The organism is Teredinibacter waterburyi (assembly GCF_001922985.1).
Classification (GTDB): domain Bacteria; phylum Pseudomonadota; class Gammaproteobacteria; order Pseudomonadales; family Cellvibrionaceae; genus Teredinibacter; species Teredinibacter waterburyi.
In genome coordinates this window covers 74,115-96,034 of record NZ_MRUH01000045.1, presented here as the reverse complement: position 1 = coordinate 96,034, position 21,920 = coordinate 74,115, and the positions used below count along the sequence as shown (strand labels likewise).

Annotated in this window: 19 protein-coding genes and 3 tRNA genes; 6 read left to right on the top strand and 16 right to left on the bottom strand. The window is 49.0% G+C overall.

Features of this window, described 5'->3' with window-relative positions:
• Positions 1–8: 8 nt before the first annotated feature.
• From thrC to IDZ20_RS05265, 9 genes are all read right to left on the bottom strand, one after another.
• Positions 9–1,418, bottom strand: coding sequence for a threonine synthase (gene thrC / locus IDZ20_RS05305; protein ID WP_188150386.1), 1,410 nt, complete (start codon positions 1,416–1,418; stop codon positions 9–11).
• A 54-nt stretch (positions 1,419–1,472) separates the two neighbouring features.
• Positions 1,473–2,792 carry a homoserine dehydrogenase gene (locus IDZ20_RS05300; protein WP_188150385.1) on the bottom strand — a complete coding sequence of 440 codons (1,320 nt, stop codon included), beginning with the start codon at positions 2,790–2,792 and terminating at the stop codon, positions 1,473–1,475.
• Positions 2,793–2,995: 203 nt separating this feature from the next.
• Positions 2,996–3,844: a DsbC family protein gene (locus IDZ20_RS05295; protein WP_188150384.1), complete on the bottom strand. Its 849-nt coding sequence runs from the start codon at positions 3,842–3,844 to the stop codon at positions 2,996–2,998.
• 263 nt (positions 3,845–4,107) lie between these two features.
• Positions 4,108–4,470 carry a 50S ribosomal protein L19 gene (gene rplS / locus IDZ20_RS05290; RefSeq protein ID WP_188150383.1) on the bottom strand — a complete coding sequence of 121 codons (363 nt, stop codon included), beginning with the start codon at positions 4,468–4,470 and terminating at the stop codon, positions 4,108–4,110.
• Positions 4,471–4,541: 71 nt separating this feature from the next.
• Positions 4,542–5,315, bottom strand: a complete 774-nt coding sequence (gene trmD / locus IDZ20_RS05285) for a tRNA (guanosine(37)-N1)-methyltransferase TrmD (RefSeq protein ID WP_188150382.1) — start codon at positions 5,313–5,315, stop codon at positions 4,542–4,544.
• Positions 5,316–5,384: 69 nt separating this feature from the next.
• Positions 5,385–5,924 carry a ribosome maturation factor RimM gene (gene rimM / locus IDZ20_RS05280; protein ID WP_188150381.1) on the bottom strand — a complete coding sequence of 180 codons (540 nt, stop codon included), beginning with the start codon at positions 5,922–5,924 and terminating at the stop codon, positions 5,385–5,387.
• 25 nt (positions 5,925–5,949) lie between these two features.
• Positions 5,950–6,198, bottom strand: a complete 249-nt coding sequence (gene rpsP / locus IDZ20_RS05275; protein WP_188150380.1) for a 30S ribosomal protein S16 — start codon at positions 6,196–6,198, stop codon at positions 5,950–5,952.
• 177 nt (positions 6,199–6,375) lie between these two features.
• The gene (gene ffh / locus IDZ20_RS05270; protein ID WP_188150379.1) at positions 6,376–7,782 is read right to left on the bottom strand and encodes a signal recognition particle protein; all 1,407 of its coding nucleotides are present in this window, start codon (positions 7,780–7,782) and stop codon (positions 6,376–6,378) included.
• 218 nt (positions 7,783–8,000) lie between these two features.
• The gene (locus IDZ20_RS05265) at positions 8,001–10,505 is read right to left on the bottom strand and encodes an RCC1 domain-containing protein (protein WP_188150378.1); all 2,505 of its coding nucleotides are present in this window, start codon (positions 10,503–10,505) and stop codon (positions 8,001–8,003) included.
• Positions 10,506–10,818: 313 nt separating this feature from the next.
• Here IDZ20_RS05265 and IDZ20_RS05260 point away from each other — a divergent pair, with 313 nt between their 5' ends.
• From IDZ20_RS05260 to IDZ20_RS05250, 3 genes are all read left to right on the top strand, one after another.
• A complete protein-coding gene (locus IDZ20_RS05260; RefSeq protein WP_188150377.1) occupies positions 10,819–11,616 on the top strand; it encodes a cytochrome C assembly family protein in 798 nt (265 codons plus the stop codon).
• Between the two features lie 96 nt (positions 11,617–11,712).
• A complete protein-coding gene (locus IDZ20_RS05255; protein ID WP_188150376.1) occupies positions 11,713–12,987 on the top strand; it encodes an HlyC/CorC family transporter in 1,275 nt (424 codons plus the stop codon).
• A 584-nt stretch (positions 12,988–13,571) separates the two neighbouring features.
• Positions 13,572–13,928: a DUF3135 domain-containing protein gene (locus IDZ20_RS05250; protein WP_245792129.1), complete on the top strand. Its 357-nt coding sequence runs from the start codon at positions 13,572–13,574 to the stop codon at positions 13,926–13,928.
• Positions 13,929–13,980: 52 nt separating this feature from the next.
• On the opposite strand, the gene IDZ20_RS05245 is transcribed toward IDZ20_RS05250, so the two are convergent.
• Positions 13,981–14,298, bottom strand: a complete 318-nt coding sequence (locus IDZ20_RS05245) for a YqfO family protein (protein WP_188150375.1) — start codon at positions 14,296–14,298, stop codon at positions 13,981–13,983.
• Between the two features lie 158 nt (positions 14,299–14,456).
• Here IDZ20_RS05245 and IDZ20_RS05240 point away from each other — a divergent pair, with 158 nt between their 5' ends.
• Complete coding sequence (locus IDZ20_RS05240; protein WP_188150374.1) at positions 14,457–15,299, top strand: 6-carboxytetrahydropterin synthase; 843 nt, start codon at positions 14,457–14,459, stop codon at positions 15,297–15,299.
• A gap of 38 nt (positions 15,300–15,337) precedes the next feature.
• Here the strand turns inward: IDZ20_RS05240 and IDZ20_RS05235 are convergent.
• A tRNA-Ser gene (locus tag IDZ20_RS05235) sits at positions 15,338–15,425 on the bottom strand.
• A 339-nt stretch (positions 15,426–15,764) separates the two neighbouring features.
• Between IDZ20_RS05235 and IDZ20_RS05230 the strand changes: the two genes are divergently transcribed.
• Both IDZ20_RS05230 and IDZ20_RS05225 read left to right on the top strand, forming a co-directional pair.
• A complete protein-coding gene (locus tag IDZ20_RS05230; RefSeq protein WP_188150373.1) occupies positions 15,765–17,027 on the top strand; it encodes a coiled-coil domain-containing protein in 1,263 nt (420 codons plus the stop codon).
• A gap of 335 nt (positions 17,028–17,362) precedes the next feature.
• Positions 17,363–18,754: an adenylate/guanylate cyclase domain-containing protein gene (locus tag IDZ20_RS05225; protein WP_188150372.1), complete on the top strand. Its 1,392-nt coding sequence runs from the start codon at positions 17,363–17,365 to the stop codon at positions 18,752–18,754.
• A 28-nt stretch (positions 18,755–18,782) separates the two neighbouring features.
• Here IDZ20_RS05225 and queF read toward each other — a convergent pair whose 3' ends face one another.
• The 5 genes from queF to IDZ20_RS05200 form a co-directional block, all read right to left on the bottom strand.
• Positions 18,783–19,637 carry an NADPH-dependent 7-cyano-7-deazaguanine reductase QueF gene (gene queF, locus IDZ20_RS05220; RefSeq protein ID WP_188150371.1) on the bottom strand — a complete coding sequence of 285 codons (855 nt, stop codon included), beginning with the start codon at positions 19,635–19,637 and terminating at the stop codon, positions 18,783–18,785.
• A gap of 8 nt (positions 19,638–19,645) precedes the next feature.
• A complete protein-coding gene (locus tag IDZ20_RS05215) occupies positions 19,646–20,419 on the bottom strand; it encodes an ABC transporter permease (protein ID WP_188150370.1) in 774 nt (257 codons plus the stop codon).
• Between the two features lie 4 nt (positions 20,420–20,423).
• Positions 20,424–21,416 (bottom strand): ABC transporter ATP-binding protein, encoded by a 993-nt coding sequence (locus IDZ20_RS05210; protein WP_188150369.1) that lies wholly within the window; start codon positions 21,414–21,416, stop codon positions 20,424–20,426.
• A gap of 267 nt (positions 21,417–21,683) precedes the next feature.
• Positions 21,684–21,759 (bottom strand) — tRNA-Gly (locus tag IDZ20_RS05205).
• Between the two features lie 2 nt (positions 21,760–21,761).
• Positions 21,762–21,837, bottom strand: a tRNA-Glu gene (locus IDZ20_RS05200).
• Positions 21,838–21,920: the final 83 nt, after the last annotated feature.

The following is a 21,920-nucleotide window of genomic DNA, read 5'->3' as shown; positions in this document are numbered from 1 at the left end:
ATGTACCGCTAAATATTCGACCGGATGAAATCCTGTACCTTAGCAATATCCTTTTCTATTACCTGATAACGCTCTTCGCGGCTAAATAAATCCTGCATATGATGAGGTAACTTTGGATCTTCCGACTGCCCAGCCTTTTGCACTGCTTCTGGAAACTTGGCGGGGTGTGCCGTAGCTAAGCAAATCATCGGCACCGCGTTCGACTGGCGCGTTTTACGGGCCGCCTGCACACCAATGGCGGTATGAGGGTCCAGCAAGTATTCGGTAGTTTCAAACACCTCACGAATGACGCTTATGGTTTCCTCATCGCTCAACCTGTAACTGGAAAATAGTTCACGCGCTTTCGCTAAGGCATCGTCACCGAGCACTAATTGACCGGTAGCTTTGAAGTTTTCCATTAAAGCTTTGATCTTAGCGCCATCACGGCCGTGCAAATCAAATAACATTCTTTCGAAATTACTCGACACCATAATATCCATACTTGGCGATAGCGAGTGGATTAGGTCTTGCTGGCTGTGATCGTTCGCACTAATACAGCGGTGTAAAATATCGTTACTATTGGTTGCGATCACAAGCTGATCGATTGGCAATCCCATTTGCTTGGCAAGATAACCGGCAAAAATATCACCAAAATTACCGGTCGGCACAGAGAAAGATACTTTTCGCTGCGGTGTTCCAACCGCTAAACCGGCATAAAAATAATACACAATCTGGGCCATAATACGCGCCCAGTTAATTGAGTTTACCGCGACCAACTGCCGCCCTTCTGTCAAAAACGATTGGTCGGCGAAGCTCGCCTTAACCATATTCTGACAATCGTCAAAGTTGCCTTCTAGCGCAATATTGAAAACGTTATCTTCCAGTACGGTTGTCATCTGTCGGCGCTGAACATCCGATACACGTTTGTGCGGATGCAAGATAAAAATATCAACATTCTCACAGTCGCGACAACCTTCAATGGCGGCCGAGCCGGTATCACCCGAAGTCGCCCCCATAATCACAACTTTTTGATTACGCTTTTTCAAAATATAGTCAAGCAAGTGGCCAAGAAACTGCAGTGCAAAATCTTTGAATGCTAAAGTTGGCCCCTGAAACAACTCCAGAATCCACTCGTTGTGGCCGGTCTGGATTAACGGCGCGATAGCTTCGTGCCGAAAGCCTTTTCCACTCTTGGTGGTGTAAGAGGTTTCAATTAAACGCTTTAAATCGGCATCTGGAATTTCGCCATCGACGAAAGGAGAAATAATTTTAAAAGCCAGTTCGCAATAGCTAAGCCCAGCCCAAGAGGCTATTTCATCAGCACTAAACTTTGGCAGTGTCTCTGGCACATACAAACCACCATCAGTCGCTAAACCAGTTAACACTACTTCTTCGAAACTTAAACTTGGCGCGTCGCCGCGAGTACTTATATATTTCACTTTATCGATCGTCTCTTGTCATTCTATTTGGATAAACGGGTTAACTCTGTAAAGCTACTTGAGGGCTTCAACACGAATCCGAACCACTTTGTCGCCTATACAATCTAAATGCTCAATCTTGTCAATGGCGGCTATAATTTGCTTTTCGATAGCACGATTAGTCAACAGGATAACCGGTACGTGGTTGCAGCCTTCCTTCGGCTCTTTTTGAATCAAGGCTTCGATACTGATACCCGCATCGCTCAAAATCTGTGTAATTTTTGACAACACACCAGGCTGATCGAGCGCCGTCATACGCAAGTAATAGGCTGTCTCAACCTCTTCAATTGGAACGATTCGGTAATCGCTTAGCTGGTCTTCAGCAAAACCCAAATGCGGGACGTTGGTCGCGTCAACATTATCTTCGCGAACTAAACGACTAACGTGCACGATATCCGAGATAACCGATGACGCGGTAGGTTCCGCGCCAGCACCTGGGCCGTAATACATACTTGCACCGACGGCATCGCCCTTAACCAATACCGCATTCATAACACCATCTACATTGGCGATTAACCGTGTCGCTGGAATCAAGGTTGGGTGAACACGCAACTCAATGCCGCCATCCGGCATCCGACGTGTAATACCGAGATGTTTAATACGGTAGCCTAGCTCATCGGCATAGGCCACATCCTGAGGTGATATTTTGCTAATCCCTTCCGTAAACACCTTATCGAATTGCAGCGGCATACCGAAGGCTATCGACGCCAAGATAACAAGCTTGTGTGCCGCATCAATACCTTCAACGTCAAAAGTTGGGTCCGCCTCCGCGTAGCCTAACTCTTGAGCTTCTTTCAGAACATCATCAAACGCGCGACCTTTATCACGCATTTCGGTGAGAATAAAATTTCCGGTTCCGTTAATAATACCAGCCAACCACTGAATCTTGTTGGCAGCCAAACCCTCTCGAAGAGACCGAATAATCGGAATACCACCAGCTACGGCGGCTTCGAAGGAAATGGTAACGCCATGAGCAACAGCTTCAGCAAAGAGTTCGTTACCAAATTCGGCGATCAAGGCTTTATTCGCCGTAACCACGTGCTTGCCTGAGCGAATCGCGCGGAGCACTAGATCTTTGGCAACCGTAGTTCCGCCGATCATTTCAACGAGAATATCAACATTTGGATCGTCGGCAACAGCAAAGATGTCGCGGCTAACCTTGATATCACCGGTAGCACAAGAGGGGTTGTCGCGACGCGAACCAATATGAGTAATGGTAATCGCCCGACCGGCCTTTGCATTGATATCTTTATTGTTTCGTGTCAATACGTTAAAGGTACCGCCACCCACAGTGCCAAGGCCACATATACCAACATTCACCGGATTCAAGCTCATTTCCTCACATTATAAAAAGATCGGATAGCGGCGATAAAAGCCCCTATTTAAAAGAAACGCAACCTTACTGACGCCTGTGTAGGCTGTCAATGCGCGTAACTATGCACTATCGAAAATAGCGTCTAAATTTAATAAAAACCAACAAAAAAGGGGCCTCTACGGCCCCTTTTTACACATGCACTTACGAATTAACTAATTCGTACTTATTTAACACCCAAACGTGCGGCCAGGGTGTCTGCAGGCATGTAGCCTGGAATCATCTCACCACTATCTAAGATAATTGACGGCGTGCCCGTAACACCAGCTTTCTGACCCAATGAGTACTGTGATGCGACCGGGTTACCCTCACAAACATTTTCGGGGATATTCTGGCGATTTTTAATTTTGGTTAACGCGTCCTGGGGGTTGTCTGAACACCACGCAGAAGCCACCTTACGGTAGGATGGGGAATCGATACCAGCGCGCGGATAAGCGAGGTAACGCACTTCGATACCCATAGCATTCAAGGCTGGTACCTCTTTGTGCAGTTTCTGACAAAAGCCACAGTCGGCATCGGTAAAGACCGCGATACTGGCTTTAACTTCGCCCTCAGGGCTAAAGATAATCTGTTCGTCACGCTGTGAGGTAGCCAAAAGCTCTGCACGCATCGGTGTACGGGCTTCTTCGGTAACATTAACTACCGACTTACCCTCAACGCGCTTCAAGTCACCTTCAAAAAAGAAAGTACCTGTTGCATCCATATGAATTACACCGCCACTGCCGATACTAACCTGATAGATACCGTCGACACTGGTAGCCTGAACACTGGATATTTTCAATTCTGGATTCAAAGTCATCAGAGCGTTGATGATTTTGCCCTTCGACTGATCTTCACTTAGTTCAGCTTTGGCCGCAGAGGCTGGCGCCTTACTTTCTGGCGTTGTCGGCTGAGCCGCCGCTTTCGCGCCATCGGTATTGCTTTTTGCTTCACTATCACACGCAACAAGGCCGAACACAGAAAGTGCCGCCACAAAAATTGCCACAACCGGCAGCTTAAATGTCTGAATATTCATAAAACCCTCGTTTTATCTATAAAAATTCTTATTGTTTTAGTCAAAACTCAAAAGCAACTGTGCCGACCTAAAAGGTTTGAGGTTAACTTGCTCCTGTTTGGAGCGTGGGATTCTAACATGGTTCCTTACAACATCAGACTATTCGCAAAAATTGGCTGCAGCAGATGCAGAAAAAGCGACTAAAGTCGCTTTTTGTTGGCTTACCGAAGCAAGCCCTAATTTCGAAAGATAGGATAGTATCTACCCAACTTTCACTGTATTGCTTATCGAGCGCTAAGCTTCTCTTTAATACGAGCCGCCTTACCAGTAAGGTCACGCAAGTAGTACAACTTAGCCTGACGAACATCACCGCGACGCTTAACAGAAATACTATCAACTTGCTTGCTGTGAGTCTGGAAAGTACGTTCAACACCAACACCGTGGGAAATCTTGCGAACGGTGAACGCTGAATTTAAACCGCGGTTACGCTTACCGATCACAACACCTTCATAGGCCTGCAAACGCTCACGACTACCTTCGGTTACCTTCACTTGCACAACCACGGTATCACCGGGGCTAAACTCGGGAAGCTCTTGCTTGAGCTGCTCGTTTTCCAGCTCCTGAATGATTTTGTTCTTAGAACTCATGGTTTGCTCCTACTTTAAATACATTAGCCTCACGGCTATTAACCCGGGCAACGAAACTATTGCGATTGTCATCAATCGTTACACTGTTGGCGCTTTTCTAACTCCAAAAAGGCTTCCAGTAATTTTTTCTGCTCAGAGGATAAAGCTTTCCCCTCAAGCAAATCTGGCCTCCTCAGAAATGTTCTTCCAAGCGATTGCTGGAGACGCCAGTTTTCAATCTTTTTGTGGTCGCCCGATAACAACACCTCGGGAACCCTCTCGCCGTTTACTAACTCCGGCCGAGTATAATGAGGACAATCAAGTAAGCCATCCTCAAAAGAATCCTGCTGTGCCGACTGCTGATCACCTAATGCTCCCGGAATCTTCCGGATCAAGGCGTCAAGCAATACCATTGCAGGTAATTCTCCGCCACTCAATACATAGTCACCAATGGATATTTCCGAATCTACCCAAGACTGTATAAAGCGCTCATCGATCCCTTCGTAGCGACCGGCAATCAATATTAAATTTTTCCGCTCAGCAACAGCGTCAACACCCGCAGTATTTAGTGTTTCACCCTGAGGAGAAAGGTAAATTACCTGTGCATCTGCACGGTCACACCCTAACGCCTGCAGCGCCGCCAACACAGCCTGCTGCAAAGGCTCGACCCGCATAACCATTCCGGGTCCGCCACCATAGGGGCGATCATCCACGGTCTGATGTCGATCAGTGGTAAAACTGCGCGGGTTAAGAAAACTAATCTCTATTAACCCCTGCTCAACAGCTCGGCGACTAATGCCGCTTTCTGTTAGCGCCGAAAACATCTCCGGGAACAGCGTTATCACAACTACGCGAATCTGATTCATAACACCGATCTGACCAAATAGTCACCTCGTGCCATGATTAACACAGGTTTCCCCTGCACGAAACTCACGCTAAAACTCAGGATCCCATGCCACCCGTATTTCACCCGTGTCGAGATTCACACTCGTCACATAGGTATCAAGCACATAGGGCACCAAGCGTTCGCGCTGGTCAATACTCTGATCGTCCGCTTTAATGACCAGCACATCATTTGCGCCAGTCTCTAGCAGCTGCTCAACAATACCGAAATCGTAGACATTCCCTTGGTATTCGCTAACAACCCTAAGGCCGATCAGCTGAGACCAATAAAAATCGCCCGCATCTAGGTCGGGCAGCAAGTCTCGCTCTATGGCGATGTCTGTAGCCGAGTAATCGGCAGCGACATCACGATCATCCACACCCTTGATGTGAACAACCAGCCCATTTGCACGAAGACTATGGCTATCAATTTCGATTTTCTTAACACCGTGACGGGTTTTCAGCCACCAAGGTGCATAGTTCAGAATATTGCTTTCTGGGCTAGTGAAAGACTTAACTTTCAACCAACCTTTAATACCAAAAACACCTGTGATGCGCCCAACCGTTATGAGGTTTGAACGTTTATCGGTCACCGGCGTAATCGCGCTAAACTACCGCTTAAGCGGCAGTAGCAGCGTCTTTCAATAATTTAGAAACGCGATCTGAACACTGCGCGCCCTGGGAAACCCAGTACTGTAAACGCTCAGTATCAATACGCAAACGCTCTTCTTGGCCACGTGCAACAGGATTGAAGAATCCAACGCGCTCAATAAAACGGCCGTTACGGGCGTTGCGGCTATCTGCAACTGCCAAATGATAAAATGGGCGCTTCTTAGAGCCACCACGAGATAGTCGAATGCTTACCATGTAAGTCTTTCCTGTCATTAATTCTTGTATTCAGGCGCCCATAATCGGTGGTTAATCACTTATCCGAATAACCACGGGACACCTGCGAAAGGCGGCGTATTTTAATGGAACAAAAACCGCTTGTATAGTCTTTATTTCATCCATTTTTAGTGGGCGAAAACGCTGGATTATTGTCGCTTAACTACCGAAACCTGGGGGTAATCCACCGCCACCCGTTGGCGGCATTCCACCTGGGCCGCCGCCAGGAAACATGCCCCCCATACCGCGCATCATCTTCTGTAAACCGCCGCCCTTCATTTTCTTCATCATCTTACTCATCTGCTTGTGCTGCTTGAGCAAGCGATTTAGATCTTGAATTTGGGTGCCAGAGCCCAGCGTAATACGACGCTTACGCGAACCATTTAACAAATCGGGGTTGCGGCGTTCAGCAGGTGTCATAGAACCGATAATCGCATCCATCTGCTTAAACTGGCTGTTCACATTGGCCTTCTCGGCCATCTGCGCCATGTTGCCCATACCGGGTAGCTTCTCCAGCATTGAGGCCATACCGCCCATGTTCTGCATCTGCTGCAATTGATCGCGTAAATCTTCTAGATCGAAGCGCTTGCCTTCATGAACCTTTTTCGCGAGTTTTTCAGCTTTATCGCGATCGATCGTCTGCTCAGCCTGCTCGATCAGCGACATCACGTCGCCCATACCTAAAATACGAGAGGCGATACGATCTGGGTGGAAAGGCTCTAAGGCGTCGGTTTTCTCACCTACGCCCATAAATTTGATCGGTTTTCCAGTAATCTGGCGAACCGAAAGTGCAGCACCGCCGCGAGCATCGCCATCGGTTTTCGTTAGAATCACACCGGTTAATGGTAGCGCGTCGTCAAACGCTTTTGCTGTGTTAACCGCGTCCTGACCGATCATGGCGTCGATAACGAATAAAGTCTCGACTGGATTCAAGACCTTGTGCAAGCCTTGAATTTCTTCCATTAAGGCGTCGTCGATATGAAGGCGACCCGCGGTATCCACCAACAACACATCAATATGCAGCTTCTTGGCGTGAGCGACAGCAGCCTTGGCGATTTCGGTCGGCTTTTGATCAGCACTGGATGGGAAAAACTCGACCTCAACTTCGGCCGCTAGCGTTTCCAGCTGCTTGATAGCGGCAGGACGATAAACGTCGACACTGACCACCATGACTTTTTTCTTTTCTTTTTCCCGCAAAAAGCGGCCTAGCTTGGCAACGGTGGTAGTTTTACCCGCGCCCTGCAAGCCCGCCATAAGCACGATTGCCGGCGGCTGTGCAGCGAGATTCAACTTTTCGTTGGCCTCACCCATCAACTGTGTCAGCTCAGTCTCTACAATTTTCAGAAACTGCTGACCAGGATTTAACGCACGATTAACCTCCACCCCCAATGCACGCTTACGCACATGGTTGGTAAATTCCTTCACCACAGGGAGGGCGACATCGGCCTCCAATAACGCCTTGCGAACATCGCGCAAAGCTTCTTGAATATTGTCGTGGTTTAAGCGCGCTTTACCGCTTATTTTTTTCAGGGAGCGTGTCAACCGCTCTGAAAGATTCTCAAACATAGGATTATCTATTTACTCTGCTATAAAGAATGAGGCGCTAATTACCGCGCTTTAGCCAAAGCGACGGTATTATCTAAGGGCGGCAGTATATAGGCTAGTCAGCACAAATTCGACCACGGAAGCGCTTATAGCCGAGGTATCGTGAAGTGACTATTGCTGCGCCTCGTTATCTCGGCAAAAAAGTGCCGTCCGGCGCGCCACAATCCAGATCAAAACCCCTAGGGCGCCGAAACCGCTATGTTATGGCTACTGCTCGACGGCACGGAACCGCAAGTCACCACGCTGCCGTCGCTACGGGTCGCAAAAAAGCCGCCGGCAATGGCGTTTAGCTTTATAACCTCGGTGAGTTTATGCTCAACACTACTGCAGTCACCACCAGCATCAGCCGCGCCCCAGCTCACCACCCGACCATCCGCCAGCAAAACAGCAAAGGCAGCGCTAGAGCCCTTAATCTCGACAACACCGCTTAGCACACCAGCAACAGCAGAGGAATCTCCACCAAAGTTGTCGCCCCCCCAAGTAACGACGGTTTTGTCTGAACGAACGGCCGCAAAGGCGCCACCATTTGGAATAACGACCTCGACGGACGTTAACTGATCCGCAACGACTGCACTATCGCCACCAAGGCTCGCATCTCCCCAAGTAAACACCTTACCGCTGGTATCGAGCACCGCAATTGCACGGCCGTTACTAAAAGCTCGGATGAACTGCTGAGTTAAGCCAAGCTGTTGATTGAGGTTATCGACCCCGCTTTCGGTCAATATCACCAGTTCGCCGGCCTGAGTCAGCACCGCGAAAAAGTCATCCGCTGCGATAATTTGCTGTGCGGACGCCAAACCAGCTACCTCGCCAGCAGCGACGCCACTGCCCCAGAGAACAACCTTGCCTTCGGCAGTCAGTGCGGCAAAGGCTTGATGGCTGGCGTATACCGCAGTCACCCCAATTAACAATGACTGCACGGCAGCCGAATCCCCACCGCTAACACTATTCCCCCAAGTGACTATATTGCCAGCGCCAGTGACGGCGGCGAATGCGCCTGCACGATTCGCCATCAATTGCTGTACATCAACAAGGGAGGCCGCCACAGTGGAGCTGTCGCCACCATTTATTGGGTCGCCCCAAGTCACAACGGTGTTGTCGCTTTTTAGCGCCGCAAAGGCTCGGTTGCCAGCCACTATCTCGTCAACGTTCTGTAGATTGGCTATTACGGCGCTTGCATCGCCACCGTAGTCAATATCACCCCAAGCGACCACATCACCATCACTGCTCCACCCAGCCATTGCATAATCAGCAGCGACTATATAAGTAAGAGGCATCGACTGCGTAGCCAAGCTAAGTTCGGTGGCGTCGGACATTGCCTCGCCCCACACCACAACACTACCCGAAGATGTTAGCAAGGCACCGGACTCTTTATGACTAACGACCAGACTGATATCGCCTAAGTCCGCAGCCAAATCACGTAAGTCAGCGCCTCGGGAAGCGTCGCCCCATGCCTGCAGCTCACCCGATGAACCTTGAGTAACGATCACATGGGGCGAAGTCGCTATCGCTTCAATCCCAGCAAAGCTCTGCTCATCAAGATCGGGCCACACATCGAACAATGCCGTACCATCGGATTGCAATGACGCAATACCGAGCCGGTTACTCTGCACCAATACAGGAGACACTAACGAACCCTCTAACCACGCCCCTCGAGCCAGCACCAAATCACTGGCGCACTCTTCGTAACCGTGAGTTTTAACACTGCCATCAGCCATTACGGCGAGCAACAAGCAATTGCTGTTGTATAGCTGAACCGCGCCAACAAGCTCGTCGACTTGAACCACCTCATCGGTTGGCCCGCCCCACAACAGCACATCATTATTACTGGTAATGCCAGCGAATTCGGCCAGAGGGGTAATCTGCGACTCATCACTATGTAGCGATATTATTTGGGTCATATCTAGGTCGGATAGCAACAGGCCGGCAGCGCTACTATAAAGAGTGCCCCATTGCACGACAGCACCGTCATCACGCAAGGCGCTGAAGCCAAATGCTCCACTTAATGCCGTAACACCCTGCAAATCATCAGCTACAACCTGATTGTCAGCAGCGGCGCCATAGCCCCAAGCAATGACATTTCCGTCGGCGGTTATGGCGGCGAAGGCATCTACTGATGCGGTTAGTTGGCTCAACCCAGAAACACCCTGTTGCGCACTGAACTGCAATTGATCTAGCGCTAGCGCTGGGCTTTCGAACCCCCACACAATGGCGGCCCCACTAGCATCTAAGGCGCTAAAGCCTTCGCTATTACCTTTTAATTCAACGATATCGATTAACTCAGCAGCCACGTCATCGCTACGCCCTCCGTAGTCAGCCGCCCCCCAGGTTACAACTGCTCCGCCCGATGTCAGTGCCGCGAATGCAGCCTTTGAGCGAGCAATAGTAACGACACCAGAAAGCTCGGCCTGCACACCACTGCTATCACCGCCACAGTATTCGCTACCCCAGGTTTCCACACTGCCGTCGTAGCGCAACGCCGCAAATGCGCATTCGTTGCCAATTATTTGGCTGAAATGAGACGAATTGCTTCCAGAGCTTGGCGTCGGAGTTGCTGTAGGCACCGGTGTTGGCGACGGCTCAGCGCTAGGCTCTATATCACTATCCCATCCCGTCTTGCAGGCGCTTAGGTAAACAAGGCTAACCAAAACTGTGACGTAGCGAAGGCTTGAAGTAACATTCATGAATGACTCTCTTTCTTTATTAGCAATCTTTATTATGTATGCGAAGCATTGCACGCACGGAGCACGAGCAACAAGCTACGTCGGTTGAAAACAGTTGCCATAAGATTTGAAATTGGGGCAAAAATTAGCGCAAGCTCAAAAGGATACCATTACAATCTACCCCCACCACGCACAACAACTTGCACAACAACAAGAGAAAGCTCTACTCTAAGCACCGCTTTGGCAGCGGCGGGCACTGAATTTCCCAAAAATATTCTGAAGTAGTCGACCGCAAAACACTATTGTTAATTAACTTACCAAATGTCTTATTCTTATGTTGAGCTTGCACGGACTGACCATCATTTTTTATCTCGCAGCTTGGGCACTGCTGCTCAACGCGGTATTTCGTCAGCAACAGCTACCGGCCAAACCCTTGCTAGCGGTTATAACGATAGGTTTATGCGCTCACTACCTCGCTGTATTTTGGTCGCTACGCACTGACGCAGGCTACCAGTTCGGGATATTCAAAGTCCCCTCATTATTTTTCGCCGTGATTAATAGCGTTGTTCTCGTCAGCAGTTTTCGAAAGCCACTGCAAAATCTGTTTCTGTTTCTACTACCGCTTTCCATCGCAGCCCTACTCACAAACATACTCACAGGCGAAAACGCCAAGCTCGGTCACAGCCTAACCGCGCCGGTAATTTCCCATATATTATTGTCGATTCTTGCCTATAGTTTGCTCACGATTGCGAGCCTGCAAGCATTGCTTCTAGCCTATCAAAACCACCAGCTTAAAACGAAACACCTCACCGGCATGATGCGACTAATGCCGCCGCTACAGACAATGGAAACTTTACTGTTTGAGATGATTTGGGCAGGCCAGATACTATTGACGCTATCCCTAATTACCGGCTTCACCTTTATCCACAATATGACAGCACAGCACCTTTCCCACAAAGTAATTTTCTCGGTTATGGCCTGGATAATTTATGCGGTATTACTCTGGGGGAGACACACGCTAGGTTGGCGTGGCGCTGCGGCCATTCGGTTTACGCTCGGCGGCTTTGCGGCGCTAATGCTTGCCTATTTTGGCAGCAAACTCGTCTTGGAAGTGATCTTGCAGCGGGTTTAAATAGCGCACTTTAACGCCACGCTAACATCAACCTTGAAGAGACCGCTAAAGTCGTTCAAGATACCACCTCGCAAATAAACACGGGCCTTACCACAATTGGACGTTATCTCCACTGACTACCTTATAGTCATCCTTCTTGTCCTTATTCTACTCTCTGCTTTCTTTTCGAGTTCCGAGACCAGCATGCTCTCGCTGAACCGTTACCGACTGCGCCATTTGGTAAAGAAAAAGCATCACGGCGCCACACGCGCATCGAAACTACTACAGCGCCCCGACCGACTGATTAGCGTCATCTTAATCGGCAATAATCTGGTCAATATCTTTGCTACCACGGTCGCCGGCTTGCTTACCGCCAAGCTCTTTGGCGAATGGGCAGCAATGGTAGTAATGCCCATTATATTGACGATGGTTATCCTTATTTTCGCCGAGGTTACCCCCAAAACTATCGCCGCGGCATACCCAGAGAAAATTGCCTTCCCAGCCACGTTAGTACTTCTACCGCTCCTCTATATTCTTTACCCAGCGGTATGGATCGTAAACCTAATCTCCAATACTTTGACCCGCATGCTAGGGCTCGACACGTCAGGCTCGTCACTTACCGACCACCTACACCCAGAAGAACTGCGCACGGTAGTAGATGAAGCGGGAGAGCTTATCCCCGATCAACACCAAGGCATGCTACTAAACGTACTCGACCTTGAGAAAACCACCGTCGAAGACATTATGGTGCCGCGCAACGAAGTGCAAGGTATCGACCTAGACGACGATGTTGGTACCATTCTAAATATCATTCGCACCAGTGAGTTCACACAGTTGCCTGTGTTTGAAGACGACATCAACAAAGTTGTCGGCATTCTTCACCTGCGCAACGCGGCTCGATTTATTCTCGGTGACGACAGCACCGTTACTCATGATGCAATTCGTGCGCAACTGAGTAAGCCCTACTTTATTCCAGAATCAACACCACTTCCCACGCAGCTGCTGAACTTCCAAAAAGAGAAGCACCGCGTGGCAATTGTTGTCGACGAGTATGGTGATGTTCAAGGTATCGCGACACTAGTAGACCTGCTGGAAGAGATCGTTGGAGATTTCAGTACCGACGGCACACAAGATGACGAAAACGGTATTGTCGAATGTGCGGATGACTGGTATCTAGTTGATGCCACCGAATCGGTGCGCGATGTAAACCGCAATCTTGGCTGGGCGCTGCCGATCAGCGGCCCGAAAACAATCAACGGCTTGATCGTAGAATACCTAGAGAGTATCCCCGAAGCTTGCGCCAGCTTCGAACTCGGCAACTACCGCTTTGAAATCGTTGAATTTAGCGATACACGAATAGAAAAAGCGAAAATTTACGAACATAAGTTTTAGCTTCAGGCGCTACAAAATGTCGCCTAGCTTGGCCCTACCCTCGGGCCAGGCTACCGCAAAAACCAGTACTTACGACTGAGTTTCACTAGCCGCGTCAATACTAATTCCCGTATCCTTCCCGCTTAATCTAGGCAGATATTAGACAAACACCCACTCAAACCATCCCGAGACTCAAACTTCGTATGAGTTCACCTCTCTAGCTAAACCATTAGGAAGTATTAAGCGCCAACATAAATAAAAGTGCCAGAAAATCAATTACTTACTAGACCAGCTACAACACACTATCTTTTTTTCTACAGGCTAATTCCACGCCAGCCTAGACACCGCCCGCATATTACAATTTGATATAGAAACCCCGATACACATAGCCTGTTTGTTTTTGTTAGCATAAATTTTAAGCAGAGCTCTTGACCGTAGGACTCAGACAAGTATGAGTTTTATTGCAAAGCCTAAGGCCGAGAAGCAAGCCAACAGAGCAAGGGGTGTACCTGGTGAGAGAGGAGCCGATCACCAAGGACACTGCCAGTTAGTACTTATTTTGGACCAGAGCCGTCTCGTCCAAAAACTGAAATAAGAGGCAGTATATGATGAACAAGTGGCCAAGTTTTGATCAGCTAATACAGATGGCTGAAACACATCCTGAAGCGCTAGAGCAATTTCGCCAGCGTGAAGTCGAAGCGCTAATCGCGCAGGCGCCCAAAGAAATGCAACGACGTTTGCGGGGCCTACAGTTTCAGGTCGACTGCCAACGCAAACTGCACTCATCGCCGCTGGGCTCGTGCATTAGCATATCCAAAATGATGCACTCTTCGGTAGCTCGCCTGCAAACAGCCTTGTCAGGTTACACACAAGACCCTAACGGCGTTAACGACAACGCAGAATCAGACAACCGGCCTAGCGGCAGCAAAGGCCAAGTAATCCCTTTCCCCGCCGCTATCTAAAACCAAACACAGCAGCGCGAACTGAATAGTCGTCGCAGCGCAACTGCAGTGGCTATTCGCCATTAGCTAGTGCCCAAATTGAGTATGCCGGCTGCTCGTAGGGATGGGCATCACGCAACGCCAGCTGCACCTGTTGTAACGCCTGTTCTGCAACAATCATCTCAACGCGATATTCCGCCACTTGCACCACGCTACCCAGCTGACCAATAAACGGGTTGCTGCCCTGCAATGGCCGAAACTGGCCAGAACCTAGCACCTGCCAACAGCACGCATCGTAGTCACCCAACCTACCCGCCCCCGCATTAAAAACAGCTTGCTTTACGGCGTCTAAGTGAGTTTCCGGAACATAAAAAACTAACTGATAAAACATCTAGCCACTCCTACAAACCTCTAAAAACTCAGACACCGGTTCGAACGGGCCTACGGGCGTTGAATTTGAACTTGATATAGCCGTTAGTTCAAATAGTTCCGTCCAGCCGAATGGGTTACTATACCTCGACTTCCAGACTTCCCAAGGTTTTAGCTGTTATGCAATTATTCGTCGACAACCTTACCAATGTAGATTTTAGCTTCCTTTGCCCCCATCGCGGATTAGTGGGCGAAACTTGGTTAACCAGTGTAGTGTTGCAAGGAGACTTGGACGAGCAAGGAATGGTATGCGACTTTGGAATTGTAAAAAAACAGCTACGAAACTGGTTAGACAGCACCATTGATCACTGCCTTCTGGTGCCGACCCAGAGCCACGCTGCAAACCTCTGGAATGACGCCAACCAACAGCACCTGAACTGGACCTTCGGTGAAAATGAGTCGCTTAGCTGCTCGTCGCCACACGCCGCAGTCACCTTGATAGACGCGATTGAAATCACTCCGGATTCTGTCGCCCAGTGGTGTGTGCAACAGTTGCGCGACACCTTCCCAGGCAATATTGAAAACCTAACCCTCAGCTTTACTCCTGAAGCAATTCAAAGCCCCTACTACCACTACAGTCACGGCCTAAAGAAGCATGCAGGTAACTGTCAACGAATCGCTCATGGACATCGCTCGAAGATTGAAATCTGGCGCAATGGCGAACTATCTTTTGACGATATGGATGACTGGGCAACCGCTTGGCGCGATATTTATATTGGCACCTTGGCCGATATCGACATAGATCGCAGCGACAGCAAGCGCGTCACCTTTAGCTATAGTGCGCAACAAGGCGAGTTCAGCCTGAATATGCCGACTAGCCGCTGCTACTTAATTGATACTGACACCACAGTCGAGTTTATTGCCCAGCACATCGCCCAACAACTAAAGCTCGCCAGCCCTGCCGACAGCTTCTTTGTAAAAGCTTATGAAGGATGGGGCAAGGGTGCGATTTGTCTGAGCTAAAGACGAAAAAAAACCCGCTATTAGCGGGTTTTTTTATATGGCGGTGAGGGAGGGAGTCGAACCCTCGAAGACTTGCGCCTTACACACTTTCCAGGCGTGCTCCTTCGGCCACTCGGACACCTCACCTTGTAATCATCTACCACGGTAAACTATAAACATAATTAACCCGAAAACTCGAGCTAGACCCTACCTAAACAGGCCTACTGTGGAGGCGGCACACTCTACACAAAGGTTTAATTAAACGCAATCCCGTAGCATCCCAAATTAGCTCTACAACATCTCCACCACGGGGCAATAATGAGTGGTGTTATAACCTGAGCGATAATTTTCGACACGAAAACCGCTTCGTATATATTACTTTATACATAAAAAGTCGAAAACCTGCGTTTTGTAGCCCATACTTGATCTAACATGACATGTAGGTGCCATACATTCTGCGCCGCTAAAACACTAATCTGGAAAGCCGTGGATATACACTCACCACATTTTATTTTCATTATTCTCGCCGAAGTCATCGGCGTGCTTTTTATCGTCTGTATTTTCTTGGCCGTTCGCAACCGATCGCTAAAAACAATCGCCGGCAAGCTACAATCTCGTATGGAGCAGTTAGTCAAAGACCTCCGCACAGCAAGAGCTCAGCATAAACAGGACAAAGAAGCCGCGGGTGCCAACGCCAACGCCTATAAGCGCGACATTAAGGTACAGCTAGAAAAAGCTCGGCAGCATCATGAACAATTGGCAAACGGTGCAGAAATCGCTCTCGATATCGCACCCGAAACCCCGCTACCGCGCCGAGTTGCTGCGCTCCGCCACGCCATTTTGCTTTCAGAAATGGAATCCGTAGCGGTCAACCCGAACAACGATGCGAACTGGAAGCAAATCGACCAAAAATACACACAAATCTTTAGCTTCAATAGTGACTACGCGGCTTCGACCGACAACTCCTCTATAGAGCATGAGCTAGAAACACTGCAATCAGACTTGGCCAATGCACACAAACGTATCAGCAACCTCGACAAATTCAAGGCACTCTATTTCGATTTAGAAGCAAAGTGGGACGCCTGCAGGGAAACAGCGCAATCGCAGATAAGCTCCCTCGCGGAGATTGCCGCCAACTCAGACGATGCCAAAGTCTTAGAGTCTGCACTGCAGAACTATCACGACAGCTACAACGAGTTCGACAAACTCATTGCCGAGGGCGTAGAAGGTCCCAGTCAGATTGCCGACAAAGCCAGCGACGAAACGGCTGGAGAACTGCGCCACTTGCGCTCGGTTGCCGCCGACCAGCACAAAATAATTAAAGGCCTTCAGCAGAAACTCCGAAATGCGAGTTCAGCAGAGGAAAAGGATGAAGTGGTCGACGAGCTGCAGGGGCAACTGGAAAAACAAATTCGATTTGTACAAGAGTCTGAAACCTGTATACAGCTATTAGAAGACGAGCTGAATAGCTCCAATCGTGAAATAGAGCGGTTACGCAGTAAAGCAACCCAGGTCATACAACTTAAAACCGAGTTAAAACAGCTGAGAGATGAAAATGACGATTACGAAATGCAAGTCTACGCCCTCAAGTCAGAAACCCGTCGCCTAGCGAGCAGCATCAAAAACAACGTCTCTAGCGCAAGCGATGATGGCTTGAATCAAGCACTCAAAAAGAAGCTTTCCCAATCCGAGGCCCGATATGCCGAACTCGAAGAAAAATTTCTAGAGTTAAAAATGCGGCAGCCCTAGTGCGGACAGTCGCAATATAGCGACAAACACCCAGTCATCGGCTCATCTCGTCATTACCCATCGCTGCCCACCCCCACAGCTCATAACCCGTCCGCAACCAGCAAAGTTAGAACCTCGACTAAAACCATTTTTTGTTGCACTATTACCGGCTGCTGAACGGCCTTAGTAGAGCCTTACGAAAGCGATACATTGCTTACTCACGCGCAAATGCGTGTCAAAGCTAGGGGTCTACGCTCGCCGCCCTGCGGTACCGATGGCTGGTTTGTGTTTCGCGTTTAGCAACTAAAACTATAAAAAATTACTCGACCAATACTTCAGCTAGGACAGGCATATTCATGGCAGACCCACACAACAGGGCTTCCGAGCGGCTGGCTACGGATTTCACCCTGCGCCAAAACGATATTCGCACACTCATCTGCATTGCCGCTGCCGGCACAATTGCGGTAAACGCGGGCTGGCCAAAATTTGAACTGCTCGATGCCGCTATCGCGGTTGCCATTTTAGTTTACGCCATCACAACTTTTCTTTGGCTGCGCAAACGCTCCCACGACGACCGCCGCGCCAACCTGATCAACAAAATCATGAGTGTTGACGCGGCAGCAATGGGCGTAACCGTAGGGCTATGCGGCCTGAGCATACTGCCTACAATTCTGTTTGCCACCATGATTCAGTTCAACAGCCTGATTAACGGCGGCCTAAACAAATGGCTGCGCGACAATGCTGCATTTATCGCCGGCATTGGGCTTATCGTGCTGGTTCGGGAGCCGCAATGGATCCTAGCAGACAAGCTAGAGCTGAGCATTGTCAGCCTAATCGCTGTATTCACCTACTTCTGTGCTTACGCGATTTTTGTTCACACCCGCTTACACAAGCTCGACCTACTCAACAAGAAACTCGGCAATGAACTAACACTACACAAGTTGCGTACCTATAAGCTATCTCGCTACCTAACGCCTCCCGTATGGAAGGCGATCAACGAAGGTCGGGAAAAAACACTCTCTGCAGAGCGCCGCCGCATCACCGTATTTTTCTCCGATATTTGTGGCTTCAGCTCGCTAACAGAAGAGCTCGAAGCCGAAAGCCTGACCGACTTGCTCAACACTTACCTCACGGAAATGGTCAATATCGCAATAAAGTATCGCGGCACCATCGACAAGTTTATGGGCGACGGTATCTTAATTTTATTCGGCGACTCACAAAGTGAAGGCTTGAAGCAGGACTGTATCCGCTCACTGGCAATGGCGATTGAGATGCGCCGCAAAATGAAAGAACTGCAAACTCATTGGTACAACCAAGGGATTAAGAAGCCGCTGCAAATTCGTATGGGCCTCAACACTGGGTATTGCACCGTAGGCTCGTTTGGTACCAGTCACTACATGGACTACACCGCACTTGGCACCCACGTAAACTTGGCTAGCCGGCTAGAGTCGGCCGCTGATCCGGGGGAAATTTTAATATCCCATGAAACCTGGTCACTGGTAAAAGATGTGATTATGTGTCGCGACAAGGGTGAGATTACGGCAAAGGGGTTTAGCCACCCCATCAAGGTTTACCAAGTTGTTGATTTCCGCAAAGACCTAGGTCGCCACCAGAGCTACTTCGAGCACAACATGGAAGGGTTCGCGATGCACCTCGACCTCGACAAGATCAAAAACTACGACAAAGAAAAAGTTGTCGAAGCGCTGGAAAAAGCCACCGACAAACTAAAAGATAAGATTATCAACTAACCTACAGTAAAAAAGACTCATAGAGCGCCTATTGGCGCCCTGTGCGGACGTTTTCCAAATACTGCGGTAGCAACATGGCGCGATCGTAAGATACACGATAGGGGTTGATATCGAGCCCGCCACGACGCGTGTAACGCGCATAAACCGCCAGCGACTCAAAATCACCAACCTGCATCAAATCGCAAAAGATCTTTTCGACGCAATTCTCGTGAAAATCTTGGTGCTGACGATAAGACACAATATAGGTTAACAAGCTGGCTCGATCGACCGGGTGACCGCGATATTCAACCCAAAGCGTCGCCCAGTCGGGCTGCCCCGTTACCGGACAATTACTTTTCAAAAGGTGAGAATAGATAGACTCAGTCACCACCGGCGCCGAACCATCTACCGCCAAAATTCTTGCATCTGGCTGATAGACCACCCCCGTAATTGACTCCTCATCGATACATATTCCCGGCAGCGCAGAGGATGCTGGTATGTATTCATCGATAGCAAAAAATGAAATGCCCACATTGCCTCCACAAGCAGCCGACAAGTCTTGGCCCATGGTTTCACGCACGTCGTTGGCGCTTGTGAATCGAGTCTGGTTAAAAGAGTTCAAATAATACTTAAACGACTTAGACTCAATAATGGCATCGGTGTCGGCTGCAAAAGTGAACTGGCCGATCGCTACCTGCGGCTTACCCTTAGCGTCCAACCAACTGAGTTCATAGGCCGTCCAGACATCACACCCGTTAAAGGGCATATCGCCATCAGCGATCAGCGCCGCCCGGGAATGCGAGCGAGGAATCGGGTGTAGCAATGTCGGCGAGTAGGCATCGGTATAAGCGTTAGATTCACCGAGCTTAATTTTGGCACCTTGTTCCGATTGATCCGATTGCATTACAACTCCTAATTACGCAGTTTCTTACCGTGTTCTAACAAGAATAGACAGTAAGCCAACAACACCAGTAAAAACCCAATAATTCCAGCGAAGGCAACGCCAATATTAACGTCGGACACGCCAAGTAACCCGTAGCGAAAAGCATTTACCATATAAAGTATAGGGTTCAACTGAGAGACGCCCTGCCAAAACTCGGGAAGTAGATCGATTGAATAAAATACACCGCCGAGATAGGTCATTGGCGTCAACACGAATGTCGGAATAATCGAAATGTCATCGAAGGAATTGGCAAAAATGGCATTGATCATTCCCGCTAGCGAGAATAAAAACGCGGTCAAAAACACGACCGATGCGGTCACAAATAGATTGTGGACCTGCAAGTCCGTAAACAGCATAGAAATAAGCGTGACAATCAGACCCACCAATAGGCCACGCAAACAACCACCACACACATAGCCCAGCATAATAATGTAATTCGGCGTCGGGCTTACCTGTAGCTCTTCAATACTTTTAGTGAACTTAGCCGAATAAAACGACGACACCACATTTGAGTAAGAGTTGTTTATAACGGCCATCATAATCAGCCCCGGCACAACGAAGGACATGTAATCCAAGCCGCCCATTTCGCCAATACGACGACCGATTAAGCTACCAAAAATCACAAAGTAGAGCGCCATGGTAATTACCGGCGGGATTAATGTTTGTACCCAGATGCGTGTAAAGCGACGAATCTCTTTGCGAACCAGCGTTTTAAATGCAATAAATTGTTGTTGCGGTGACATAGATTTACGCTCTCTTTACGGTAGTTGCAGGCTTTGTTGGAGCCGCATCGGCACCCTCTCGTTCGACTTTTTCGATCAGCGAAACAAACAACTCCTCCAACCGATTAACCTTATTACGCATACTGACAATATCCACCCCTAACTCAGACAGCTTTGCAAACAACGTGTTCAACGACTGCCCTTTTTCCACCGACACTTCCAAGGTTGTATCATCCACTTGGTGCAGGTTATAAGACTCTACACTTGGACATTGCGCCAACACGGTGCGACTATCAAGAATAAAGGTTTCGCGGTTCAGTTGTTTGAGAAGGTCTTTAATGCTGGTATTTTCAGCGATCTCACCCTTGTTGATAATGGCGATATTGCGGCACAGGTGCTCGGCCTCTTCAAGGTAGTGGGTGGTTAAAATAATAGTTGTACCGGCTTCATTGATCTCTTGTAAAAACTCCCACATCGAACGCCGCAACTCGATATCTACACCGGCGGTGGGCTCATCTAAAATCAATAACTGCGGCTCATGAGTAAGCGCGCGCGCAATCATCAAACGTCGCTTCATTCCGCCAGATAACCCCTTCGCTTGAGTGTCACGCTTATCCCACAAGCCAAGCTTTCGCAGGTACTTTTCGGCACGCTCTTGCGCGAGTTTTTTCGGCAAGCCGTAGTAACCCGCTTGGTTGACTACAATATCTTCGACCTTTTCGAACATATTGAAATTGAATTCTTGAGGCACAACGCCAATAAATTGCTTCGCTACGGAAAAATTGCGGTCAACATCGTGACCAAAGATCTCAACCGTGCCAGCGGTTTTTTTAACCAGAGAACAGATCACCCCAATTGTGGTTGATTTCCCTGCCCCGTTTGGTCCGAGCAAGGCAAAAAAGTCTCCTCGAGCGACTTCGAGGTCAATACCTTTTAGCGCCTCAAACGACTTCCCATAGGTTTTCTGTAGGCCGCGTATTTTGAGTGCAACCTTTGAATCTAAAGGGGTGACTGACATGCCCAAGGCCTCCGAAGCGCTGTAAAAGAAGTTGGATAAATAATGAATGGTGTTCACCGCCGGCAACACCCTAAACCTGTGGGCAGATTACCAGCTTTTCAATCAACAACGGGTAACGCCGCCGAGATTAGTTGGCGCAAATGAAAATTAAAACAAAAAAAAAGCGCAACCCGTAAGGTTGCGCTTTTGTAACACCGATAAACAACTTAGGGCCTAGGCAAAAGTCATTTATCTCGTTGATGTTAGCGTTGGTGCTAACATCGGGAATGGAGCGGGAAACGAGATTCGAACTCGCGACCCCAACCTTGGCAAGGTTGTGCTCTACCAACTGAGCTATTCCCGCAGTGGCGTCCCCAAGGGGATTCGAACCCCTGTTACCGCCGTGAAAGGGCGGTGTCCTAGGCCTCTAGACGATGGGGACACAGAAACTCTGATGTGCTCGTCATCTCAGAAGAGCGCGCATTCTATTGAGCCACGCTGGGACTGTCAACACCTTTGAGCATA